The 19919-nt window shown below is 55.2% G+C and carries 12 protein-coding genes and 1 tRNA gene; 6 read left to right on the forward strand and 7 right to left on the reverse strand.

Going from position 1 to position 19919, the window contains the following annotated elements; genetic code table 11:
• The 5 genes from HMPREF2609_RS00470 to HMPREF2609_RS00490 form a co-directional block, all read right to left on the reverse strand.
• On the reverse strand, positions 1 to 6283 hold a 6283-nt coding region (locus HMPREF2609_RS00470), incomplete at its 3' end, for a DUF6531 domain-containing protein (protein ID WP_246825523.1).
• A gap of 231 nt (positions 6284 to 6514) precedes the next feature.
• Complete coding sequence (locus HMPREF2609_RS00475; protein WP_070534465.1) at positions 6515 to 7513, reverse strand: NUDIX hydrolase; 999 nt, start codon at positions 7511 to 7513, stop codon at positions 6515 to 6517.
• A 246-nt stretch (positions 7514 to 7759) separates the two neighbouring features.
• Complete coding sequence (locus HMPREF2609_RS00480; protein ID WP_048779607.1) at positions 7760 to 10012, reverse strand: RNA degradosome polyphosphate kinase; 2253 nt, start codon at positions 10010 to 10012, stop codon at positions 7760 to 7762.
• Positions 10013 to 10139: 127 nt separating this feature from the next.
• Positions 10140 to 11279 (reverse strand): mycothiol synthase, encoded by a 1140-nt coding sequence (mshD, locus tag HMPREF2609_RS00485; RefSeq protein WP_070534466.1) that lies wholly within the window; start codon positions 11277 to 11279, stop codon positions 10140 to 10142.
• A 124-nt stretch (positions 11280 to 11403) separates the two neighbouring features.
• The gene (locus HMPREF2609_RS00490; protein ID WP_004005341.1) at positions 11404 to 12108 is read right to left on the reverse strand and encodes a winged helix-turn-helix transcriptional regulator; all 705 of its coding nucleotides are present in this window, start codon (positions 12106 to 12108) and stop codon (positions 11404 to 11406) included.
• 492 nt (positions 12109 to 12600) lie between these two features.
• On the opposite strand from HMPREF2609_RS00490, the gene HMPREF2609_RS00495 reads away from it, so the two are divergent.
• The gene (locus HMPREF2609_RS00495; protein WP_013397656.1) at positions 12601 to 13278 is read left to right on the forward strand and encodes a heme-binding beta-barrel domain-containing protein; all 678 of its coding nucleotides are present in this window, start codon (positions 12601 to 12603) and stop codon (positions 13276 to 13278) included.
• A gap of 110 nt (positions 13279 to 13388) precedes the next feature.
• Positions 13389 to 14597: a CAF17-like 4Fe-4S cluster assembly/insertion protein YgfZ gene (locus tag HMPREF2609_RS00500; protein ID WP_070534467.1), complete on the forward strand. Its 1209-nt coding sequence runs from the start codon at positions 13389 to 13391 to the stop codon at positions 14595 to 14597.
• Between the two features lie 99 nt (positions 14598 to 14696).
• On the opposite strand, the gene HMPREF2609_RS00505 is transcribed toward HMPREF2609_RS00500, so the two are convergent.
• On the reverse strand, positions 14697 to 15728 hold the full coding sequence (locus HMPREF2609_RS00505) for a 6-phosphofructokinase (RefSeq protein ID WP_004005338.1): 1032 nt from the start codon (positions 15726 to 15728) through the stop codon (positions 14697 to 14699).
• Positions 15729 to 16278: 550 nt separating this feature from the next.
• Positions 16279 to 17478, reverse strand: coding sequence for a pyridoxal phosphate-dependent aminotransferase (locus HMPREF2609_RS00510; RefSeq protein WP_070534468.1), 1200 nt, complete (start codon positions 17476 to 17478; stop codon positions 16279 to 16281).
• A 386-nt stretch (positions 17479 to 17864) separates the two neighbouring features.
• Here HMPREF2609_RS00510 and HMPREF2609_RS00515 point away from each other — a divergent pair.
• From HMPREF2609_RS00515 to HMPREF2609_RS00530, 4 genes are all read left to right on the forward strand, one after another.
• Positions 17865 to 17937, forward strand: a tRNA-Trp gene (locus tag HMPREF2609_RS00515).
• Positions 17938 to 18006: 69 nt separating this feature from the next.
• Positions 18007 to 18288 (forward strand): preprotein translocase subunit SecE, encoded by a 282-nt coding sequence (secE, locus tag HMPREF2609_RS00520; RefSeq protein ID WP_004005336.1) that lies wholly within the window; start codon positions 18007 to 18009, stop codon positions 18286 to 18288.
• Between the two features lie 92 nt (positions 18289 to 18380).
• Positions 18381 to 19109 carry a transcription termination/antitermination protein NusG gene (gene nusG, locus HMPREF2609_RS00525; protein WP_070534469.1) on the forward strand — a complete coding sequence of 243 codons (729 nt, stop codon included), beginning with the start codon at positions 18381 to 18383 and terminating at the stop codon, positions 19107 to 19109.
• Between the two features lie 231 nt (positions 19110 to 19340).
• Positions 19341 to 19886, forward strand: coding sequence for a peptidoglycan recognition protein family protein (locus HMPREF2609_RS00530; RefSeq protein ID WP_013397651.1), 546 nt, complete (start codon positions 19341 to 19343; stop codon positions 19884 to 19886).
• The last annotated feature ends 33 nt before the right edge of the window (positions 19887 to 19919 follow it).

The following is a 19919-nucleotide window of genomic DNA, read 5'->3' on the forward strand; positions in this document are numbered from 1 at the left end:
AATCATCTACATAAATAACATCTGACCTATAAGGATACTTAACCCGTTGACCCTTTAGCCCTTCCCAGTCAATACGAGACTTAAGATAGTCATCTGCCGGTGGTGCATTATTAAAACCCCTACTATAGGTACCGCCTCCGTTGGGTATTCCCCTCTCTGCCATCTCGGGTACAGCTTGACCGTGGGCAACGGGCACCAAGTGATCGTCGCCGAAGCCGTGAAAGGTATGCCGTGGTTGGAGCTTGGGCACTACATGCTCGATGCCCAGCAGGCTGGTGCGCGTCCATGTGGCAATGCGGTCTTGGATTCCGTTGATGCGGGTTTTGACGGCATTAACGGTGTTTTGGGTTTTAATGACAACAGGGGACGTCTTAACCCGATCAACCGTTCTGGAGATAACGGGGACTTTCATCGCCTGGTTGCCGGTGGCGCGTGCTACGGGCGGCCCGGCTTTGAAGAGCATCCCTATGAGTGCGGCTGTGAGTGCTTCTTTCCCGCCTTCCTGAAGAGCGTAAGCCTGCACTTTATCCCAGTCGATATTGCCGTCGGGGGTGTGGAAATCCATGCCATCAGCGGCACCGTTGGCGGCACCAGAAATAAAACCAACACCGCCGGCCAAGAGGATACTTGTCGGCGCTATGAACAGCGAACCAATAACACCTACAAGAGCCAGAAGGCGCAGACTCTGCTGCATGAAACGTTCGCCTTCTTGGCTCTGATACTTACGGTAATCTGCAACCGTCATGGGGCGCTCACCCCGAGGGTCCACATACTCCAGCGGATTATTGCCTGCATATGCGTAAACGTCAGCAAACCAGGATGAACCAGCTATTGCGGCCTTCGGGTCTGTTGAGAGGAAACGACGTGAAGGGCTGTCATAGACGCGAGCGCCTAGCATATCTAGACCGGCTACGCGTAGCGACCCTGCACCCGTGAACTCGAAACCGGTGGGCAGCCCGGGAATCGGGGTAGCGTTTGCAGAAGGTACGCCCCAGTCTGTCGGCAGTCCGGGTGTGCTACCTAATGCCGAATCGAGGGTGTTGCCGGTCAACCCGGGGACGTTGAGGGTATGCCAAGGTGTCACTCCGCCGGGTATACCCGCCTGCGAAAAGCCGCCGTCAGAGCTGGGTGCGCTCGTTGCCCCAGCACCCAGAAGATGCGGAATATCCGACCTGGCATCCCACATGAGAGGCACTGTAATGCCCTCACCATCAGAAACAGCGGATACCTCACCCACCGCGTCAGAAATCAGTGAAGTGTGTGACATACCTACACGTGAGGAAACAGAGTCTGTTACCGATGTCAGACCGCCGTAGGCACCCCAGCTATATTCGCGAGAGTATGAGGCGCCGGTGAGCTTATCGGTCGTGACTTCACCACTACGTTCGCCTGCCAGATTGTAGGTGTATTCCGTGATGGTATGAGCGGCAAGCTCCCCAGCGTCGCCTCGTGCACCTGCGTATGCGCGAGCCTCAACGGCGACTAACTGGTTCGCTTCGTTATGGGTGAAGATACGCTCACCCTCCAGAACACGAGAGCCTGCAGCCGAGCGTTCAGATCCGTTAGAACTATCGAGAGCAAAGACGCGCTCGCGCATCATGACTCCGGCTGTGTACTCCCACTCCCACACGTGGGATGCTGAACGGGCGCCCACAAGCTGCCCGGCATCGTCATAGGAGTACAGCACAAGACCATCCTGTGAAGTATCAGATCCCGTTGAGTCCAACCCAATCACGCGGCCGTTATGGTCACGGATTACTTGTGTGCGTTCAAGAACCTTTGATTCTTCAAACCCTCGGACATCGGTGAGCGCCTGTTCCCGCACATAGTCTGAGATTAGCCCGGTAGCGCGCTCGTGTGTCCAGGAAGACACCATATCTCCCACCCGAATCCGCGTGAGACGTCCCAGAGGATCGTAGGAGAATACTGAAGAGATAACATCGTGAGCGGGCTGTCCCGTGGCATGTGTTGTTACAGCTACCGTTCGACCAGCACCATCTACGGTACGTGTAGATTTTGCGTAAGGGGTTACTGACGTGATCAGATAACCATCGGCATCATACGAGTACGTCAGCGTATATGCGCCGGTTTTGATAAAGGTATTCAAAGCGTGAAGACGCTCGTACATATCGTCGTCTGCATGAGCGTTGCTTTGATCGTCCGATCTTAGGAATCCTGAACGGCTGCGAGAGATCAGACGGTCGGAGGAGTCATAGACAAAACGATGCTCAAGGTACGGCTTTTCGATGCCAGCAAAGGCGGAAGAATCGCGAACCCGGAGTGCAGAAGCTGAGGCGTAGTCACGCACCGTCACGGTTCGATGACCAATAGATGATGCTCCGGGGGAGTACGAATACTCCGCCGCGCACACACCATTGACGCTCAAAGACGCGAGCAGACCGCCCCCCTGATAGTCGTAGGAGTATGCACGGGTTCGCTCACCATTATTTTCAGACAGCAGGCGACCTGCGGCATCGTAGGTGTATGTAGATGTTATCTCTGCCGTAGAACCCGCGCCCTTAACGGTGCGGATAAGCTGACCTGCGGCGTCATAAATATACGTGGTGACCTGGCCGGTCGCATCCAGGGTGCGCACCATCTGCCCAGCAGCGTCATACTCGAAATGGGTGCGATACCCTAAGGCATCTACAGCAGTCACTAGCTGACCGGCTGCATCATAGATGAATCTGCGGGTACCAGCGCTGTTATCACTCATGCGGATCAGGCGTGAGCACCGGTCGTATGCATACGTTGCCGTGCGAGCCCCATGCTGCACCCGTACAATCCGGCCAAGGGCATCGTACGTCGTATGCTCAGTTGTGCCGTCAGGATAGGTTCGGGCAATAATTCGAGATGCGGCGTCGTAGGTTAGCGTTGTGTACGCCCAAGCGGTAGGTTCTTCCCACTCCACGTTCTCGCTCACTGCCGGCTTCTGCTCGGGTACGCTTAGCCCCACACCTATACGCCGCAGACGCCCAGCTTGATCATAGTCGAATGTTTGGGTGCGTCCCGCCGCAGATACCTCGCGTATCAGCCGGTTTGCCGCATCGTAGGTGCGGCGGGTGAGCCCGCCATGAGCATCAAGAGTTTCAACGGGATTGCCTGCGGCGTCATAGGCTGTAAACTCGGTAACAGTTTCGCTGTTTCTTGGGGATGCACTCGGTGACTTTGAGTTTTGAGATGCACGTCTAACCGGCTGCGAAGAGTGGGTGTTGTTCTCGCCCTCAATAATCACCCGTCCCAGATAATCGACGTGACGGAATGAAGATCCGAGTATGCCGCCGGAGGACGTAGTTTCTTTGCCCGTTCTACGGTTTACAGTGCGGTGCGTAACAACACCGGTAGCATCCGTAATCTGGCTAATTTCGCCAGCCAAGTCGTAGTCAAACTCACTCCGGGCACCCAGAGGATCTGTTACCGCAATAAGTTGTGACAGGCCATCGTATTCATAGTTGGTTACGGCACCGAGGGCATTAATAGTCTTGACCATGTTGCCCCAGGCATCAAATACTGCACGGTTGGTACGACCCAGTGGATCGGTGACAGCGGTGATTTGGTTGCCGTTATTGTACTCAAAGTGTGTGACATGACCGTAAGGATCTGTCAAAGAAACGGGCAGCTGACCTATAGGCCGCGATGTATCGCGTACACGGTGAGTGTCGCTTGAAGTGAGGTTTTGGCGAACAAAAGCAGGAACCAGCTCTTCGGGAGCAAGCTCAGGGTACGTGAGGGACCAGCGTGAACCGGCAGCATCCGTAACCGAGGCGAGTTGCCCGGCGGAGTTCCAATGGGTAGAGGTTACGTGACCTAGAGCATCCCTAACCTGCACTATTCGACCGTGTTTGTCGTACTCTAGATGGACTGTATCGCCAACGCCGTTTGTTATGCTGATCAGCTCTTGACGTGCGTTATAGGTGTATGTGGTACGTACACCGGTGGGGTCAGTAACGCTTAGAAGGTTGCCGTACTCATCCCAGCTATATTCTGTAGTATGCCCATTCCCATCGGTCATAGTGATGGGGTTTGGGTTTGCACCTGTTGATTCGTAGGTATATGACACTACCACGGGATCACCGGGGTTGAGCCGATCACGGAAATCACATACAGAGGTCGTGAGCAGGCGGTTATGTTCGTCCCAGGTGTACTTAGACAGTGCGCCCTCGGGGGTAAGTTGTTTCGCTAAACGACTGTGAGAGTCGTAGGAACGGCTTATCGTAGAACCATCGCGTTCAGTAACGCTGATGCGGTTGCCGAACTTATCGTAGCGCATGACTTGGCGGCTGCCATCAGCAGCCGTCATAGAGCTAAGACGTCCGTGTTCATCCGAGCGCCAAATATTAGAGCTGTCGCCGGTTATCGCGTCAGCAACAATCGTCATAATGCCCGGAGCATAGACGAAAGACACTTCACGGGAATGTTCAGTCAGCTGGTGGACCACACGTCCTTGGCCGTCATAGGTATTAGTGACTTCACGGTGGCCGTTCACATCCCAGACTTCTTCAATAAGGCGCTTAGCATTATGGGTGTAACGACGAATACCGTCGGGACGGTTAACCGCTGCTAGCAGATCATCATCGTCGTAAATGTAGGTGACGGTATCAAGTATCTGCACATCATGATCTATAAGGTAGGTGCTGGCAGAGTCAGGGCGAATACGGTTATCACGGGGTGAGCTGCCGTAGCGTATCTGAAGACCTCGACCTGAGGCCGGGTGAACAATGTCAGTCAGCTCTAACGCACCCGTTGCGGAATCCGATGAGTAAAGAGGCAGCGTTAAGGTTGCATAATGCCCCTCCATCACGCCTGTCCAGGCACCAGAAGGATCGTAGAAGTATCGAACGTGCTTGGAATTGTAAACAACCCAATAATATGCGGGTGCAGTAGGTGCGCTGACCTTGCGCCCAGCGTTCTCTGCCGTCTTGATTGCTTTTGTCGTCGCTGTGGAAACATAGCTGTAAAGCTCGTCGCCGGGAACAGTTTTGCTAAGCCAATACGATTCGGAAGGAACACGACCAAAACCGTCGCCCATACGAGGGAATGCAAGAGTCCGACCATCAGGCGTGTGCCATACAGCGCCCGTGTTACTCAACGTAAGCTGAGTATCAAGCGTAGAAGACCAACCGAGACCAAAGATGCCCGAAGGGGCTTCTTCGGGATAGGTAACGGCAACGCTGTTGTACATACGTTCAAGCTTGATGAGCGATGCCGCAGGAGCATGCTCGAAGGAGAGATCACACTCATGCTCAATGAAATTCCCTGTGGCAACATTTACGGGATCAAGCGCATATCCCGCTGAGTATACCGCGCCGGTTATTGTCGCACGAGAAACGTCAATACTCGGACGATCTGTAGATATTTTCTGTTCCTTCAGATAATTCCGGATATACCCCGTATTAAGGTACTGCGGATAATCCAAAAAATCTGCTTCAGAATAAATAGGGCCTAACATTCCTTGAGAACCAGCCGTCGCGAAAGCTTCCGCAACAGTGAGAATCCAACGAACATCAGATTGGTTGGCATCAACCCATTTTGCTAGCGAGTTAAAAAGGCTTGTAGCATCAAAAAAACCCCATGACGTATGCTCAACAAAAGAGCTATAGCATTTGGTGATATTGGAGTAAAGCTCGGCAATTCTTTGATCTAATGTGGAGTTCTTCTGCGCAAATGTCACGATGTTGCCAGGAATAGCCGATGTAGTCTCGGTAGCATCCTGGGCGGCATCCCGAGCCCTCTTCTCGGCGCGATGCGTACGGTTGCGCCCGATAACCTCTGCATTTCTGCCTGTATTACGGGATTTAATAATCGGGGCGCGTTCGTCGAACTTGGGACCTTCGCTATCTAGATTAGGCTGTGGTCGGGGAGGGTAATAGGCAGCGGGATCTTTCTGAAAACTTATAAATGTATTGCGATTATCATTTTCAATGTTATCTCTAATCTTCTTCTTTTCTTCCTCCCAATGTGCCATAGCCTCACGGAATTTTTTACGATTCTCATTTTCTTGGTGTGCGGCATCAGTATATTTCTGTAGGTCGGCAGCGGCATCGCCTAAGGCTGTAATCAGGTTTTTACATTCAGAGATGGAATATTTACAGTTCTGATCAAAAACTCGTGCGAAATGTCCTTTAAACTCACGTTGGGCTATGCCAATATACCGCTGCCGTTCCGGAAGCTGTATTTCTAACTTTCTTTTTAAATACCTGAATATACTGAGCAGAATATCGGCATGATTAAAATCGAACTCAACATCACGTTCTAGAACGTGCATGTTGTCGTATTCGCCCATAGTTTATGTATCTTCCGTGATGCGTGGCTGGAAACTATGCTGAACCTAAGTGAAAGGTTGAAGCTCAACTTATGTTACCAGATGTGAACCCCCGATATGAGCACATCCTGTAGGGGTCTGAGGCGTTGCATAAGCCTGTCTAGTCATCTGGAATACTTGAGCCCCTCGAAAACTTTCGAGGGGCTCAAAACTCGCGCACTTCCATGCACATGGACCGCGAGAGTTCTGGTGCTAATCAATAACCGGGCGGATGGTCTCAACCGAGACGATACCACCGTGCTCGGCGGTTGAGACCTGCAGGACTACCGCATCCCCTGGCTCCATATAGGGGTCTTCGGTGGGAAGAATTTTCGCCGAACCCTTCATAAGGTGACCCTTAAGAGCCTTGAAAACCAACGGGAGCACGGGGCGATGCGTGCACAGCAGCGAAGGAACTTCCTTCACGAACAGCGATTCGGTCACTTTTGCCGTGCGTTTAGGATGCCCTGCCGCGCCGCTCTCTGAGAGGGACTTCTTCTCTTTGATCGCGATTGCATGGTCGTTCGCATAGGGCGCCACGGTCTGCATGCACCGCAGCCATGGAGACGAAAGCAAACGGGTGGGGGAGTATGCCTCCAGAAGGCGGCTATGCGCAAGCGCCTGGCGTTTACCGGTTCCCGCGAGCGGACGCTCGTCGTCGGCGGCAGTCCAGTTAGATCGTGGTTTTGCCTTGGCGTGCCGCATAATGACGACCGGGCGGGTGTGCAGAGTACCGGCTTTATGGTGAGCAACGAGCGCATCCAAAGGCTCGTGGTCGGTGCTGTTGCTCAAGAGCTTGCGTGCCTCTTTGGGGGTTACCCAGCGGATTTCATCAACTTCGCCTTCGTCAGCGCGGGGATGCTCACCCACGGGCAGCTGCGCGGCCCAGTAGAACACATCCTTGGGGCGCCCCGAGACCATATAGTTGGTGACCGCCAGCGGCACGCCGAGGGTTATTCTGAGGGTGACTTCTTCGCCTACCTCACGAATGGCGGTTTCAACGAGTGATTCGCCCGCATCCTGTTTGCCTTTGGGCCAAGACCAGTCGTTATAGCGGGGCCGATGAATCATGAGCACCTCAAGTTTTTCGCCGTGCAAGCGCCAGACGAGGGCACCTGCGGCAACGACTGGCGCTGTATTTTCGCGGGTGCGGGTGATGGCGAGTGAATTATCGTATACGTGGGCGGAATAGTACGTTGATTCGGTGGTCACGGGATCCTCTACGAGCTGGTAGTGATGATGCGGTGTACTCCCATTCTAGGGGAAAAATCTTCAGAGGCGTCACCGTCCCGTAACCTTGTGTTCACCTTCGTAGTAAAAATCCGAATGTTACGTGGCTTGGCACCCTGTGGAGCACAATTATGGGCATACAGTGTGGCTTTCAGACCGAAAATTCGCATAGTGCTACTTTTCGGTCTGAAAGCCACCTGCATACAGAAGTTACGGAAAGGGGGGGCACTAAATCTTGTCGTGGTTCTTCCGGGAGCGCGAGCGCAGGTAATAGGACTGCACATCGCGCAGCGGGTTGCCGTCGGCATCGGTATCGAAACGCTTCCACGTGCCGTCACCCGAGAGGTGCCAGGTGCGGGATTCATCGCTCATGTAGACCGTGAACATGTCGAGCAGGTACTTGATATGGCGAGGGTCTTTGACCCTTACGAGCGCCTCAATCCGGCGGTCGAGGTTGCGGTGCATCATATCGGCAGACCCGATATAGACGATGGGCTCGCCCGCATTCTCAAACGCGAAGATGCGCGAGTGCTCCAGGAAGCGCCCAAGTACCGAACGCACCCGGATATTCTCGCTGAGGCCAGGCACACCGGGGCGCAGGGCGCAAATACCGCGCACGACCACATCGACGGGAACTCCCGCCTGTGAGGCACGGTAGAGGGAATCGATAATCGCCTCGTCCACCATGGAGTTGCACTTGATCTGGATGCGCGCCTCCTTACCAGCCTTATGATTCTCAATTTCGCGGTTGATGCACTCGATGAGCCCGCTGCGCAGCGAACGCGGGGCAACCAGCAGCGACTTGTAGGTGGTTTTTGGCGCGTACCCGGAGAGCTGGTTGAATAGGCGCGAGACGTCCTCACAAATCTGCTCGTCACAGGTGATAATGCCGAGGTCTTCGTAGAACCGCGCGGTGGAAGGATGGTAGTTGCCGGTGCCGATGTGCGCGTAACGGCGCAGCTGGTTGCCTTCGCGGCGCACTACCAAGGAGAGCTTGCAGTGGGTTTTCAGTCCAACCAGACCGTAGACCACGTGCACGCCCGCGCGTTCGAGTTTGCGCGCCCAGGAGATATTAGCTTCCTCGTCGAACCGTGCCTTAATCTCAACGAGCGCGACAACCTGTTTGCCTGCCTCGGCGGCTTCGATCAGCGCATCGACAATGGGGGAGTCGCCGCTGGTACGGTAGAGGGTCTGCTTGATAGCCTGTACCTTCGGGTCGGCCGCCGCTTGCGCAAGAAACGCCTGCACACTGGTGGCGAAGGAATCGTAGGGGTGGTGCAGAAGCACATCGTGATCGCGGGTTGCGGCGAACACGTCCGCCTCTTTGGCGGTTTCGGCGGCGTTGAGCCAGCGGGAGGTATGCGCAATATGCTTGGGGTAGTGTAGGGCAGGACGGTTAGCGCGCACGATCGCGCCCATACCGCGCAGATCCAGTGGCGCAGGGAGCTTGTATACTTCGGAGTCGTCGATATTGAGCTCAGAAATGAGCAGGTCGAGGATCGTGGGGTTGATCGTATCTTCAACCTCAAGACGCACGGGCGGACCGAAACGGCGGCGCAGCAGCTCCTTTTCGAGGGCCTGCAGCAGGTTCTCGGCATCGTCCTCTTCAACCTCAAGATCTTCGTTACGGGTTACGCGGAAGACATGGTGCTCAACAACCTCCATGCCGGGGAAGAGCGTGTCAAGGTGCTCGGCAATGATAACCTCTAGCGGAATATAGCGGGATTCCTTGCCGGTCGTGTTGGCGGCGCGGGGACCATCCACCGAAATCATGCGGTCAAGCTGATCGGGCACCTTCACACGCGCGAAAAGTTCCTTTCCGGTCTGCGGGTTGCGCACCAGCACCGCAAGGTTCAGCGAAAGCCCCGAAATATAGGGGAAGGGGTGCGCCGGATCTACCGCGAGCGGTGTGAGAATCGGGAAAATATCGCGCAGGAATTCTTGGCGCAAACGGGTTTTAGCGTCTGCATCCAAGTCATCCCAGCCCACAATATGAATGTTCTGTTTTTTCAGCTCGGGAAGTATCTGCTCGTGGAATACCTGGGCGTGGCGCTTTTGTAGGCTGTGAGCGGCGGTCGAGATCGCCTCCATCTGTTCGTCAGGACTCAACCCTGCGGCGGAAGGTACCGCCAGTCCGGTAGCGATGCGGCGTTTGAGCCCCGCCACGCGCACCATAAAGAACTCGTCAAGGTTCGAGGCCACGATAGAAAGAAAATTCAGGCGCTCCAGCAGGTACAAATCAGGGTCTTCGGCGAGCTCCAGCACCCGGGAATTAAAATCGAGCCAGCTGCTTTCACGGTCGAGAAAACGCTCGGCGCCAAAATCGCCTTCGATATTGGGTAGATCGAGTTTTTCTCCCGCCTCAATGCGGTCGGCACGGGTATCGGCACGCTCAATCTTCGAGATATCGTTTCCGATGTGAATCAACCCGGTCATCGGTGCCGGTTCGGTATTCTTTTTGGTATGCGGGTGGGGTGCCACAGGCTATTCCTTACTATGTTGAGGGACTAAGTTTACGATGCGCCGCTCGTCATCGAGCACAACGCAGAAAGAACGTTCGGTACGGGTATGAGCCGGTAAAGAACCCGCGCCCCACCCCGAATAAACGCTAGATGCTGCCGGTCGAGATAACCGCTGTGGTAACAGCGGAGAGCACACCCGCATCCACACCGTTAGACGAACTCTTGCCGGACCCGCGTTCGGGGGCATACATGCGATCCACGGTCGCAACTGCGAACCCTAACGATTCATAGAGCTTCAACGCAGGGGCGTTATCGGCGTCCACATACAGTTCGATTGCATGCAGAGGCTCGCCGTTTTCGTCGGATGCAAGCGCCAAATACGCCAGGGCACGCAGGGTCACGGTGCGCCCCAGACCGCTACCCTGGGCGTTTGGACTGACCCCCACCACATAAATCTCACCCGCAGGCACCAGATCATCGAGCGGCTGCCCCGGCTCGGTCTGAGCGGTGGGAATTTTTGTCCACGTAAACGCCGCAATATTATGCGGATCTTCCCGCTTAGAGATGAGAAAGAACCCCTCCGGGCGGAACCAGTCGCTGCCGGTGCGCTCGCGTAAGTCCGCGAGAGTCAGGCGACCTTGTTCGGGGTGCTCGGCGAAGGCTTCCGCGTTAACGCGAAGCCAGGGGTTTTCGTCGGCGGGGGTGAAGGTGCGCAGCTCAAGCGAGTCGGGCAGGGTGCGCGCATCCGAGAGCTCGGCAAGATTCTCACGGGTTTGTTCGTCGAGCGGAAGTACCATTTTGTACAGCACGCGTACCGGGGTAAAACCTGCGGTTTCGGCGAGCTCATTGGCGGGACTCTCAATACCGGTGTCGGTTGCGCTTCCGTGTACCCAGAGGTTGTAGTTGGCGGCCTCGCTTCCTAGATCCTGAATAACGCGAGTGAAGAAGGCGGGACCGAGCCCCTGCCCGCGCATCTGCGGGTGAACGGCTGCCTCAAGTACACCGGGCTCGTCAGAGTCTTCGGGGGAGGGAACGGCAACGAGCACAGCCTGTAACTCGGAATTATCGGCGGCCGGAGTGAATGCGAAAACTTGCGGTTTAACCAGACTCTCACCGCGCACCGCTTTCGAGAGCTCCACCAGAGTTTGTTCGGAGAAAGCCGGGGTGCCGTCGTGCTTCTGTACGGCGCGTGCGAACTGCGTGAAATGCTCTAGAAGCTCAGCATTGAGGGGCATATTTTCGTAGTGCCCAGAGTCGAGGGTGAAGTTTTCGGGTGATGCCGCCATTCTCGCCTTCTTTCACATTGCCTACTGTTTAACTTTACCGGGTGAAAGCCTGCGTTTGAACCGGTTTGATGCAATAAGCGCAATCTTCGGCGCACCAGAAAAAGAAAAGTATTTCGCCGCGCCGTTAGTCTTCGGCAGAAGGATCATGATGGGTATTCTGCGCGTGGAACGAATACCCCACATTACGTACCGTGGTAATCATCTGTTCGTGCTCAGAACCGAGCTTTGAACGCAGTCGACGAACGTGTACATCGACCGTGCGCGTACCACCATAGTATGAATCGTAGCCCCAGACCTCCGAGAGTAGCTGCGCCCGCGAAAATACTCGCCCGGGATGCTGCGCCACAAACTTCAAAAGCTCAAATTCCTTGAAAGTCAGGTTGAGTGCTGCCCCGTTCAGATGCGCCGAATAGGTTTGTGCATCAATGACCAGATTGCCGATGCGGATAATCTGCTGGCTGCGATCATCCGTATCTTTGAGTTCGGGCGCCGTAACCAACAGGCGCAGGCGCGCATCCATTTCGGAGGGCGAAGCCTGGTCCAGCACAATATCGTCCACCTGCCACGAGGCGGAAACAGCCGCCATTCCGCCCTCGGTCAGGACAATCATGAGCGGGATAGTGATCCCCGCAGTCTTCAGAAGTTGGGCGGTATTGCGTGCTTTGAGCAGGTTTTGGCGCGCATCCAGAATAACAATATCGTGTTCCGTGCCGATAGTACTCAGGGGCGAATCGAGGGGAAGCTCAATCACACGGTGGCTGAGCAGGCTGAGGGCAGGAATGAGTTCTTGCGCTCGCGGCGCATCGCTCAGTAACGCAATGCGGTACATACACCCTCCTGAATCTGCAATCCTTACTCGCACGGTTTTGTACTATTTTACTCATGCCTTTGTGTGCTCTTCGGGCACAGTACCTTCAACGGAGCTAAAACACGCAGCAGCGGTGCGCGTTAAAGTTATTTTTACCCAGGAGAGAGCGCCGTGATCCGTGCTTTAGCTCAGCTATCTATGGTACTTTTAAGGCATGGACAACATCTTGTACTTAGAGATCTTCTTCATCTGTTTGATGGCTCTCATCTCGGTATGCATCGCCGTTGGTGCATACGCAGTACTTAAGGGTCTCTTCGCAGGGCAGAAGTAGAGCGTAAAATTTTTTGAGCCGAGGAAGGCTCACGGTGCCCCCGGTTAACGCTGAGGCACCCCGGCGGGGGTGCGCAGACAGTGCCGGGGGCTTTTGCATGCCCGGCTCTCGTGTATCCCAGCCTATGGCGAAATAGCCCACGTTTTGAACTGCTGGCCATAGAAAACCCCTAAAATAGAGGAATGGCAATTGAAATTCCAACCAACCTAACCCCTGAGCTCGTTCCCTTCGCGTGGCTTCTGGGTACCTGGGAAGGTACCGGAACCATGTGGTACGAAGGACAAGAGAACACCCCCTTCGGGCAGATTATTAACTTCACCCAAGACGGTCTGCCGTACCTTGAATACCGCGCCGAGTCTTTCCTGCTCGACGATAACGGGCAAAAGCTGCGTCCTATCACTATCGAAACCGGTTTTTGGCAGATCGACCGTCCTCTCACGGATGCTGACGGCGGGTTCGGGCTGGTACCCAAAGATATCGTCCCCGCTTTTGCCGATGCGGAATCGGTTGAAACTCTGCGCAACGAAGATGACGGGTTCAATCTGATCGCCACTATCGCGCACCCCGGCGGCATCAGCGAAAACTACGTAGGCATGATTAAGGGACCGGTTGTGCGCATGCAGACCGGTAACCTGCTGCGCGACGAAATATCGCACGACTACGCCGGATCCGTGCGCCTGTGGGGGCTGGTGAACGGCAACCTCATGTGGGATTGGGAAATCGCCGATCAGGAAGGCAACCTGCATAAGCACGCCTCGGCGGAGCTGCGGAAAACCTCATCCATGACCGGCGATTCGTTGGGCACAGGCATGTTCGGTTCCCTCGACGACGGCGCAGAAGAAGGCTCCGCCGAAAACTAGGACTACTCCACGCAGAGTAAAGCCCGCATACCCGCCATTCCGCTGCGGTGTGCGGGTTTTGCAGACCGTCTGGCCTCCACTCACGATAAAAACAGCACGAGAGGAACATCATGAGCACCGCCGAAAATACCGCCGCCGATGCGCCCGAATACACCCCCACACTCAGCCCCCTTCTGCAGGTACACGGTGCCTTCGCCGCAGACGGTCCGGATGCGGGCATCGCGGCGCACTACGGCAATCCCCTGGCCGAACAGCGCGCCCTAGCCCGCGACCGTGGAGCCACAACGGGGGAACCCGTGGTTGTGGACCGTTCCTCTCTCGGCGTCGTGCGGGTCTCGGGGCCCGACCGCGCCAGCTGGCTCACCTCCCTCGCATCCCAGATTTTGACCGACATGAACCCGGGGGACAGCCGCGAATTTTTACTACTCTCCCCGCAGGGACGCATCGAATATGCACCCGCCGCCGTCGAGGACGGGCAGGCGCTCTGGCTTATTGTCGAGGGTAACCAGGCAGAACCGCTCACCGACTACCTGAACCGCATGAAGTTCATGCTTCGCGTCGATATTGAGAATATGAGCGGAGAGTATGCCGTCATTGAGACCGCCCGAAACCCGCGCGGGGAACAGGGCGCTATCCATCCGGGCTTTGAGGATGCACTGATCTGGCGCGACCCGTGGACGGCACTTGTCGAAGGCGGCTACCATTACAGCGCCACGCCTGATGCCCATCCAGGTGCCGACTACGAACGGTACCTGAGCATTATTCCCCGTGATAAGCTCACCACTCTCACGGAAGGCGCTCAGCTGGCGGGTGTCTGGGCGGCGGAGGCGCTGCGCATCGAAGCCTGGCGCCCGCGCGCAGGTACCGAAATCGACAATAAAACCATTCCGCAAGAGCTGGACTACACCCGCACCGCCGTGCACTTCGAGAAGGGGTGCTATAAGGGACAAGAAACCGTCGCGCGTGTGCACAACCTGGGGCATCCACCGCGCCGCCTGGTCTTTCTCGACCTTGACGGCTCTGAGCACACCCTGCCCGCAGCGGGCAGCGAACTCTTCGTAGAGGGCAAGCCCCGTGCGGTGGGGCGCATAACCTCGGTGGCGCTGCATCACGAGGCGGGCCCCATAGCGCTCGCCGTCATCAAGCGGGCCGTGGACCCTGCGGCACCTCTGCGTGCGGTAGCTACCGGTGAGGCTTCAACCGATGAATCTTCAGCCTCTGCGACCGAATATGCCGCAGCACAGACCCTCATCGTCTCTCCCGAGGCTGGTGAAATCGCCCGCAAATCCCTTGCGGGGCAAGACTTCCTCAAGCGCTAACGAACATGCGAGCATAGAAAACGCGGGTGCCCGGCCAGAAACACTCTGACCGGGCACCCGCTGCGTTCTGTCTGTGATAGGCGGACTACCGCCGAACCCTTAGCGGCCGAAGAGAACCGCAGCCTCGTCCCAGCGCTCGCGAGGTACCGCCTTGAGACCGTCCAGAGCTTCTTCAAGAGGTACGTACTTGATTTCGGTGCCCTGAACCGAGACCATCATGCCCCACTTCTTTTCGTGCACCATATCGACGGCGCCCATACCCAGACGGGTTGCCAGCACGCGGTCGTAGCCGGTGGGTGCGCCGCCGCGCTGAATATGGCCCAGAATAGTGTTGCGGGTTTCGATGCCGGTGCGTTCCTCAATCTCTTGGGTTAGGTATTCACCGATACCGCCCAGGCGGGGGCGACCGTCCTTTTCCGTGCCCTTATTGGCTAGAACCTCGTCAAAGCCTTCAGGAATGAAGCCCTCGGCAACTACGACAAGCGGGGAACGGCCACGGTCGTGTACTTCTTTCACCCAGTGGCAGATCTCGTCCATTGAAACCTTGACTTCGGGAATCAGAATAGCGTGTGCGCCCGCAGCCATGCCGGAGTGCAGTGCGATCCAGCCTACGTGGCGGCCCATGACTTCAGCGACCATGCAGCGGTGATGCGATTCGCCGGTGGTACGAATGCGGTCCATAGCCTCGGTCGCAATAGAAACAGCGGTGTCAAAACCGAAAGTGTAGTCGGTGGCGCGCAGATCGTTATCAATGGTCTTGGGAACACCGATGACGGGCAGACCCGCATCCGCCAGACGCTTGGCACCGGCAAGAGTGCCTTCACCGCCGATGGCGATAATGGCGTCAATCCCGTGGCGTTCCATCATAATTTCGATATTTTCGGGTCCGCCGTTAGGTCCATCAAAGGGGTTGGTGCGCGAGGTACCGATAATAGTGCCGCCGCGGGACGCCAAACCGCGTACCTTCTGCCGCGGAAGGTCCATGAAGTCGCCTTCGACTACGCCACGCCACCCGTCACGAAAACCGACGAATTCGTAGCCGTACTTCTTGACACCGTTGAGAACTGCGCCGCGGATAACGGCGTTGAGACCGGGGCAGTCGCCTCCGGAGGTAAGCAGACCGATTTTCATGATGGCTCCTTATGTCTGCGCGTGTTGGGTGTTCTGCGCGTGGGTAAAAATATGGTCTCCGCCAGCGTCGTGCAATGGATGCGCGAGCTCGGGAGACCATCCTCTTAGATACTATTTTAGCCGCGTTTGGGTTATGTGGGTAGCTGTGGAATTACTTGTGTTTTGCCACGAAACGGCATTAAAGTTCAGGTTTTAAATACTCAAAGCGCGGAAAAGCGTCTTATCGGGAGAGAACCATATGTGCGGTGGTAGCTCAATGCTGCCGAGAGTGCGTGTGGTATCTGGGGTGTAACCCAGAAAAGCAAGACATTAGGCAAGAAAGCCATTTCTCTGTTCGCTCCATGGGATAACCAAAGCTCGGGTAATAATCTCGATCGTGAGAAAACGTTCGGTAAAAGCCTTGAGCTCCTCACCCCGAACCTACAATGCATATGCGAAGCACCCGCCGGACTTTGCGTACACGTCAGAACGGGTGCCTCATGCATGAGATGTATGCGGTGCGATCAGAAGTGCTTAACTACTCTCTTGAGGACCGCAAAAACGCCTAGGTTTAGCGTGCGGAACCGAGTAGCTTCTGCAGACGAGAGATACCCTCCATTAGGTCTTCATCGCTCAGCGCATAGGAAAGGCGCAGATAGCCGCTAGGGCCGAAAGCCTCACCGGGAACCACCGCAACCTCCGCCTCTTCGAGGATGAGCTCGGCGAGCTCGGCAGAAGTCTGGGGGTGTTTGCCCGCAATTTCTTTGCCAAGAAGCCCGCGCACATCCGGGTAGGCGTAGAAGGCGCCCTTGGGGCTAGGGCAGTGAACCCCATCGATCGCGTTTAGTCCGTCTACAATTTTGGTGCGGCGGCGGTTGAACGCGGCATGCATTTCCTCAACGTCATTCTGGGATCCGGTGAGAGCCTCCAGAGCCGCACGTTGCGCGATATTGTTCACGTTCGAGGTCAGGTGTGACTGAAGGTTGGAAGCTGCCTTAACTACATCTTCGGGCCCGATAAGCCAGCCCACGCGCCAGCCGGTCATAGCGTAGGTTTTCGCCACGCCGTTGAGAATAACGCAGGTATCGGCAAGTTCGGGAACAACCTTGAGTATAGAAACGGAATCCATGCCGTCGTAGGTCAGGTGTTCGTAAATTTCATCGGTCAGCACAAAGACGCCTTTTTCAAGCGCCCACTGGCCGATCGCACGAGTCTCCTCCTCGGTGTACACCGCGCCGGTGGGGTTAGAAGGCGAGACAAAGATGAGCGCTTTCGTCGCTGGGGTGTATGCCGCCTCCAGCTGTTCGACGGTGACCTTATAGTCCTGGTCGCTTCCGGCAAAAACCTCGATCGGGTTGCCGCCAGCCAAACGGATGCACTCGGGGTAGGTTGTCCAGTACGGGGCGGGGATCAGAACATCGTCGCCGTCATCGATCACGGTAGCGAAAGCTTCATAGACCGCCTGCTTACCACCGTTTGTAATAAGTACCTGAGAAGGATCGACCTTAACGCCGGAATCACGCAGGGTTTTATCCGCGATAGCCTGTTTGAGCTCGGGCAGACCCGATGCGGGGGAGTAGCGGAAGTTTTTAGGATCATTGAGGGCTTCGCGGGCAGCATCAACAATATGTGCGGGCGTGGGAAAATCGGGTTCACCGGCACCGAAACCAATTACGGGACGTCCGGCTGCCTTGAGTGCTTTAGCTTTGGAATCGACGATAAGGGTTGCTGAGGGTGCAATTGCGCCGATACGGCTGGATATGCGCGCCATATGTGAATGTACTCGCTTTCATAGTTATTCCGCCGTGCGCCTTCGAGAGGGCTCTACGCGGCAGGCGGAATCGTGAAGTATCTCTCCTAAAGTGAAACTCGGCGGTGCGTGTGTGAGGCACGTCGAGCCCTTTTTATAAGCATAGAGAACATTGAGGGGATGGAGAAAGTGTATATGCAAGATTTTTTAAGTGCGAAGCCCGAAAAGCACAAAATATTGCCTCCAATACTGTGTAGAAAGTTGCCAAAGACGCGAGGCTTAGGATAGAGTTATCTCAGCACCCCATGAGGGTGTTTTAGTTTGCCTCCTCGTGGGCCCACGGCTACGAGGCATTCGAGGATGTAAACACGTGGAGTAATCCACAACCAACGAAGTTTATGCTTCGAAGGGCGGTGGCTCAATTGGTAGAGCAGCGGTCTCCAAAACCGCAGGTTGCAGGTTCGAGTCCTGTCCGCCCTGCTAGTGCCTCAATGAAGTGTTCTGGCATCGTATAGGATGCGCAACTAGACGTAGAAAGGGGCAGCGAAAATGGCTAAAACTGCCACTGTGAAGACCACAGATACAGATATTTCTGATGACGTTCAACCTGGCGTCTTTGGTCGTATGTTCCGTTTCCTCCGCGAAGTTATCTCGGAGTTGAAAAAGGTTACCACCCCCACTCGCAAAGAACTCGCCATTTACTTCTTCGGCGTTCTTTTCTTTGTTGTTTTCATGATTTTGTTCATTTCGGGGCTTGACTGGGTTTTCGGTCAGGGATCCTTCTGGGTGTTCGGTAACGGAACTCTGTCACCTAATCAAGGCGGGCGATAGTCTTCATAAGGCGCATCCGCGCTTATACCCGTACTATTTATCGAGCCCCCGGTGCGGGGTTAGATTCACGATGTAAAGAAAGTAGGAGCGACGTGTCCGAACAGGAACAGGTACCCGAACTTGAAGAGACTGAGTCAGTCGAGGCTGCGGTTGATGCCGAGTCTGTTGAGGCAGAAACCGCCGATGCGCCTGTCGCTGCCGAGAACGCATCTGATGAGAGCGCTGTAAGCCCTCTCGAAGAGTTCAAAGCGAAGCTGCGCCGCCAGATTGGTGACTGGTACGTGGTGCACACCTACTCGGGTTACGAGAACAAGGTGAAGACCGGTATCGAGACCCGCATCCAGAACCTTGAGGCCGAGGACGAAATTTTCGAGGTTCAGGTTCCGATGGAAACCGTCGTCGAATACAAGAACACGGTCAAGAAGACTATTCGCCGCGTGCGTGTGCCCGGTTATGTGCTGGTGCGTATGGATCTGACCGACCACTCGTGGGGCGTGGTGCGCCACACTCCCGGTGTGACCGGTTTCGTGGGTCAGGATGCGTACAACCCGGTGCCGCTGCGCATGGATGAAGTTTTCGACATGCTCCTGCCCGTGTTCGAGGAAGAGCAACAGAGTAAGGGGCTTCCGACCCCGCAGCCCGTGGTGGAATCCGATTACACGGTGGGCGAGAACGTGCGCGTGAAGTCCGGCCCGTTCGAGGGTATGGATGCTACTATTTCCGAAATCAAGCCGGAGTCGCAGCAGGTCGTAACCCTGATCTCGGTCTTCGAGCGCGATACCCCGGTGACCCTGGAATTCAACCAGATCGAAAAGATCTAATCTTTCATTTTTCACCATAGAAAGGCTCTTTATTCAATATAAAGAGCCTTTCTTATATTTAAGAGAACTCTAAAAGTTTAGGATACTCACCGAATAAACGTTACATATCAGCATGATAAATTCCTTGCATCTGGACGGGTGAAATGGCAGGGTGGGTAGTGTCTGCCATAGAGAATACTCCCGCCTTGAAAATCGCTCGCCATGTGAGCGGACAGAGATAAGGAGAAATAGATGAGTTATGAGCTTTTGACGAACCGTAAGACCGAAAATCGTCATAAAAATTACCGCAAGGTCGACGATATTTTCTTCCTTGTTGTTCACTGGTGGGACGATAAAAAAGGATTGTCTTTTGATAGCAATGTGAATTTTTTGTGCAAAAATAACAATAAAGTTTCCGCACACTATGTTTCGGAGGGCGGTCGCGTAGCGCAGATCGCAGAAAACGAGGATGTAGCGCTTCATGCGGGTAACTGGAATATGAACGTTGCCTCAATCGGAGTTGAGAACCGTCCTGAGGCCGACTCCGATGACTTTGCAACCCTTGCCGAACTTATCGTAGATATTGAAACCAAGATTGGGCATACGCTCTATATCATCGGGCACCGGGATGTCGTCAGCAGGTTATGCCCCGGCGTGTACTATCCTCGCATTCCAGAGTTGATTAATCGTGTAAATACCATCAAGTCTCAGCGCGGAAACGCTCCTGCTCCTTTGACCGAAGAACAACGTGCGGATATGCTTTCTCGGCTGCAGAACATTAAGAATAACCCCGGGTAGCTGTTATCGTGAGCGGTGGTGGAAGCACCATTT

Origin of the sequence: Rothia sp. HMSC058E10 (assembly GCF_001809415.1) — a bacterium.
GTDB lineage: Bacteria > Actinomycetota > Actinomycetes > Actinomycetales > Micrococcaceae > Rothia > Rothia dentocariosa.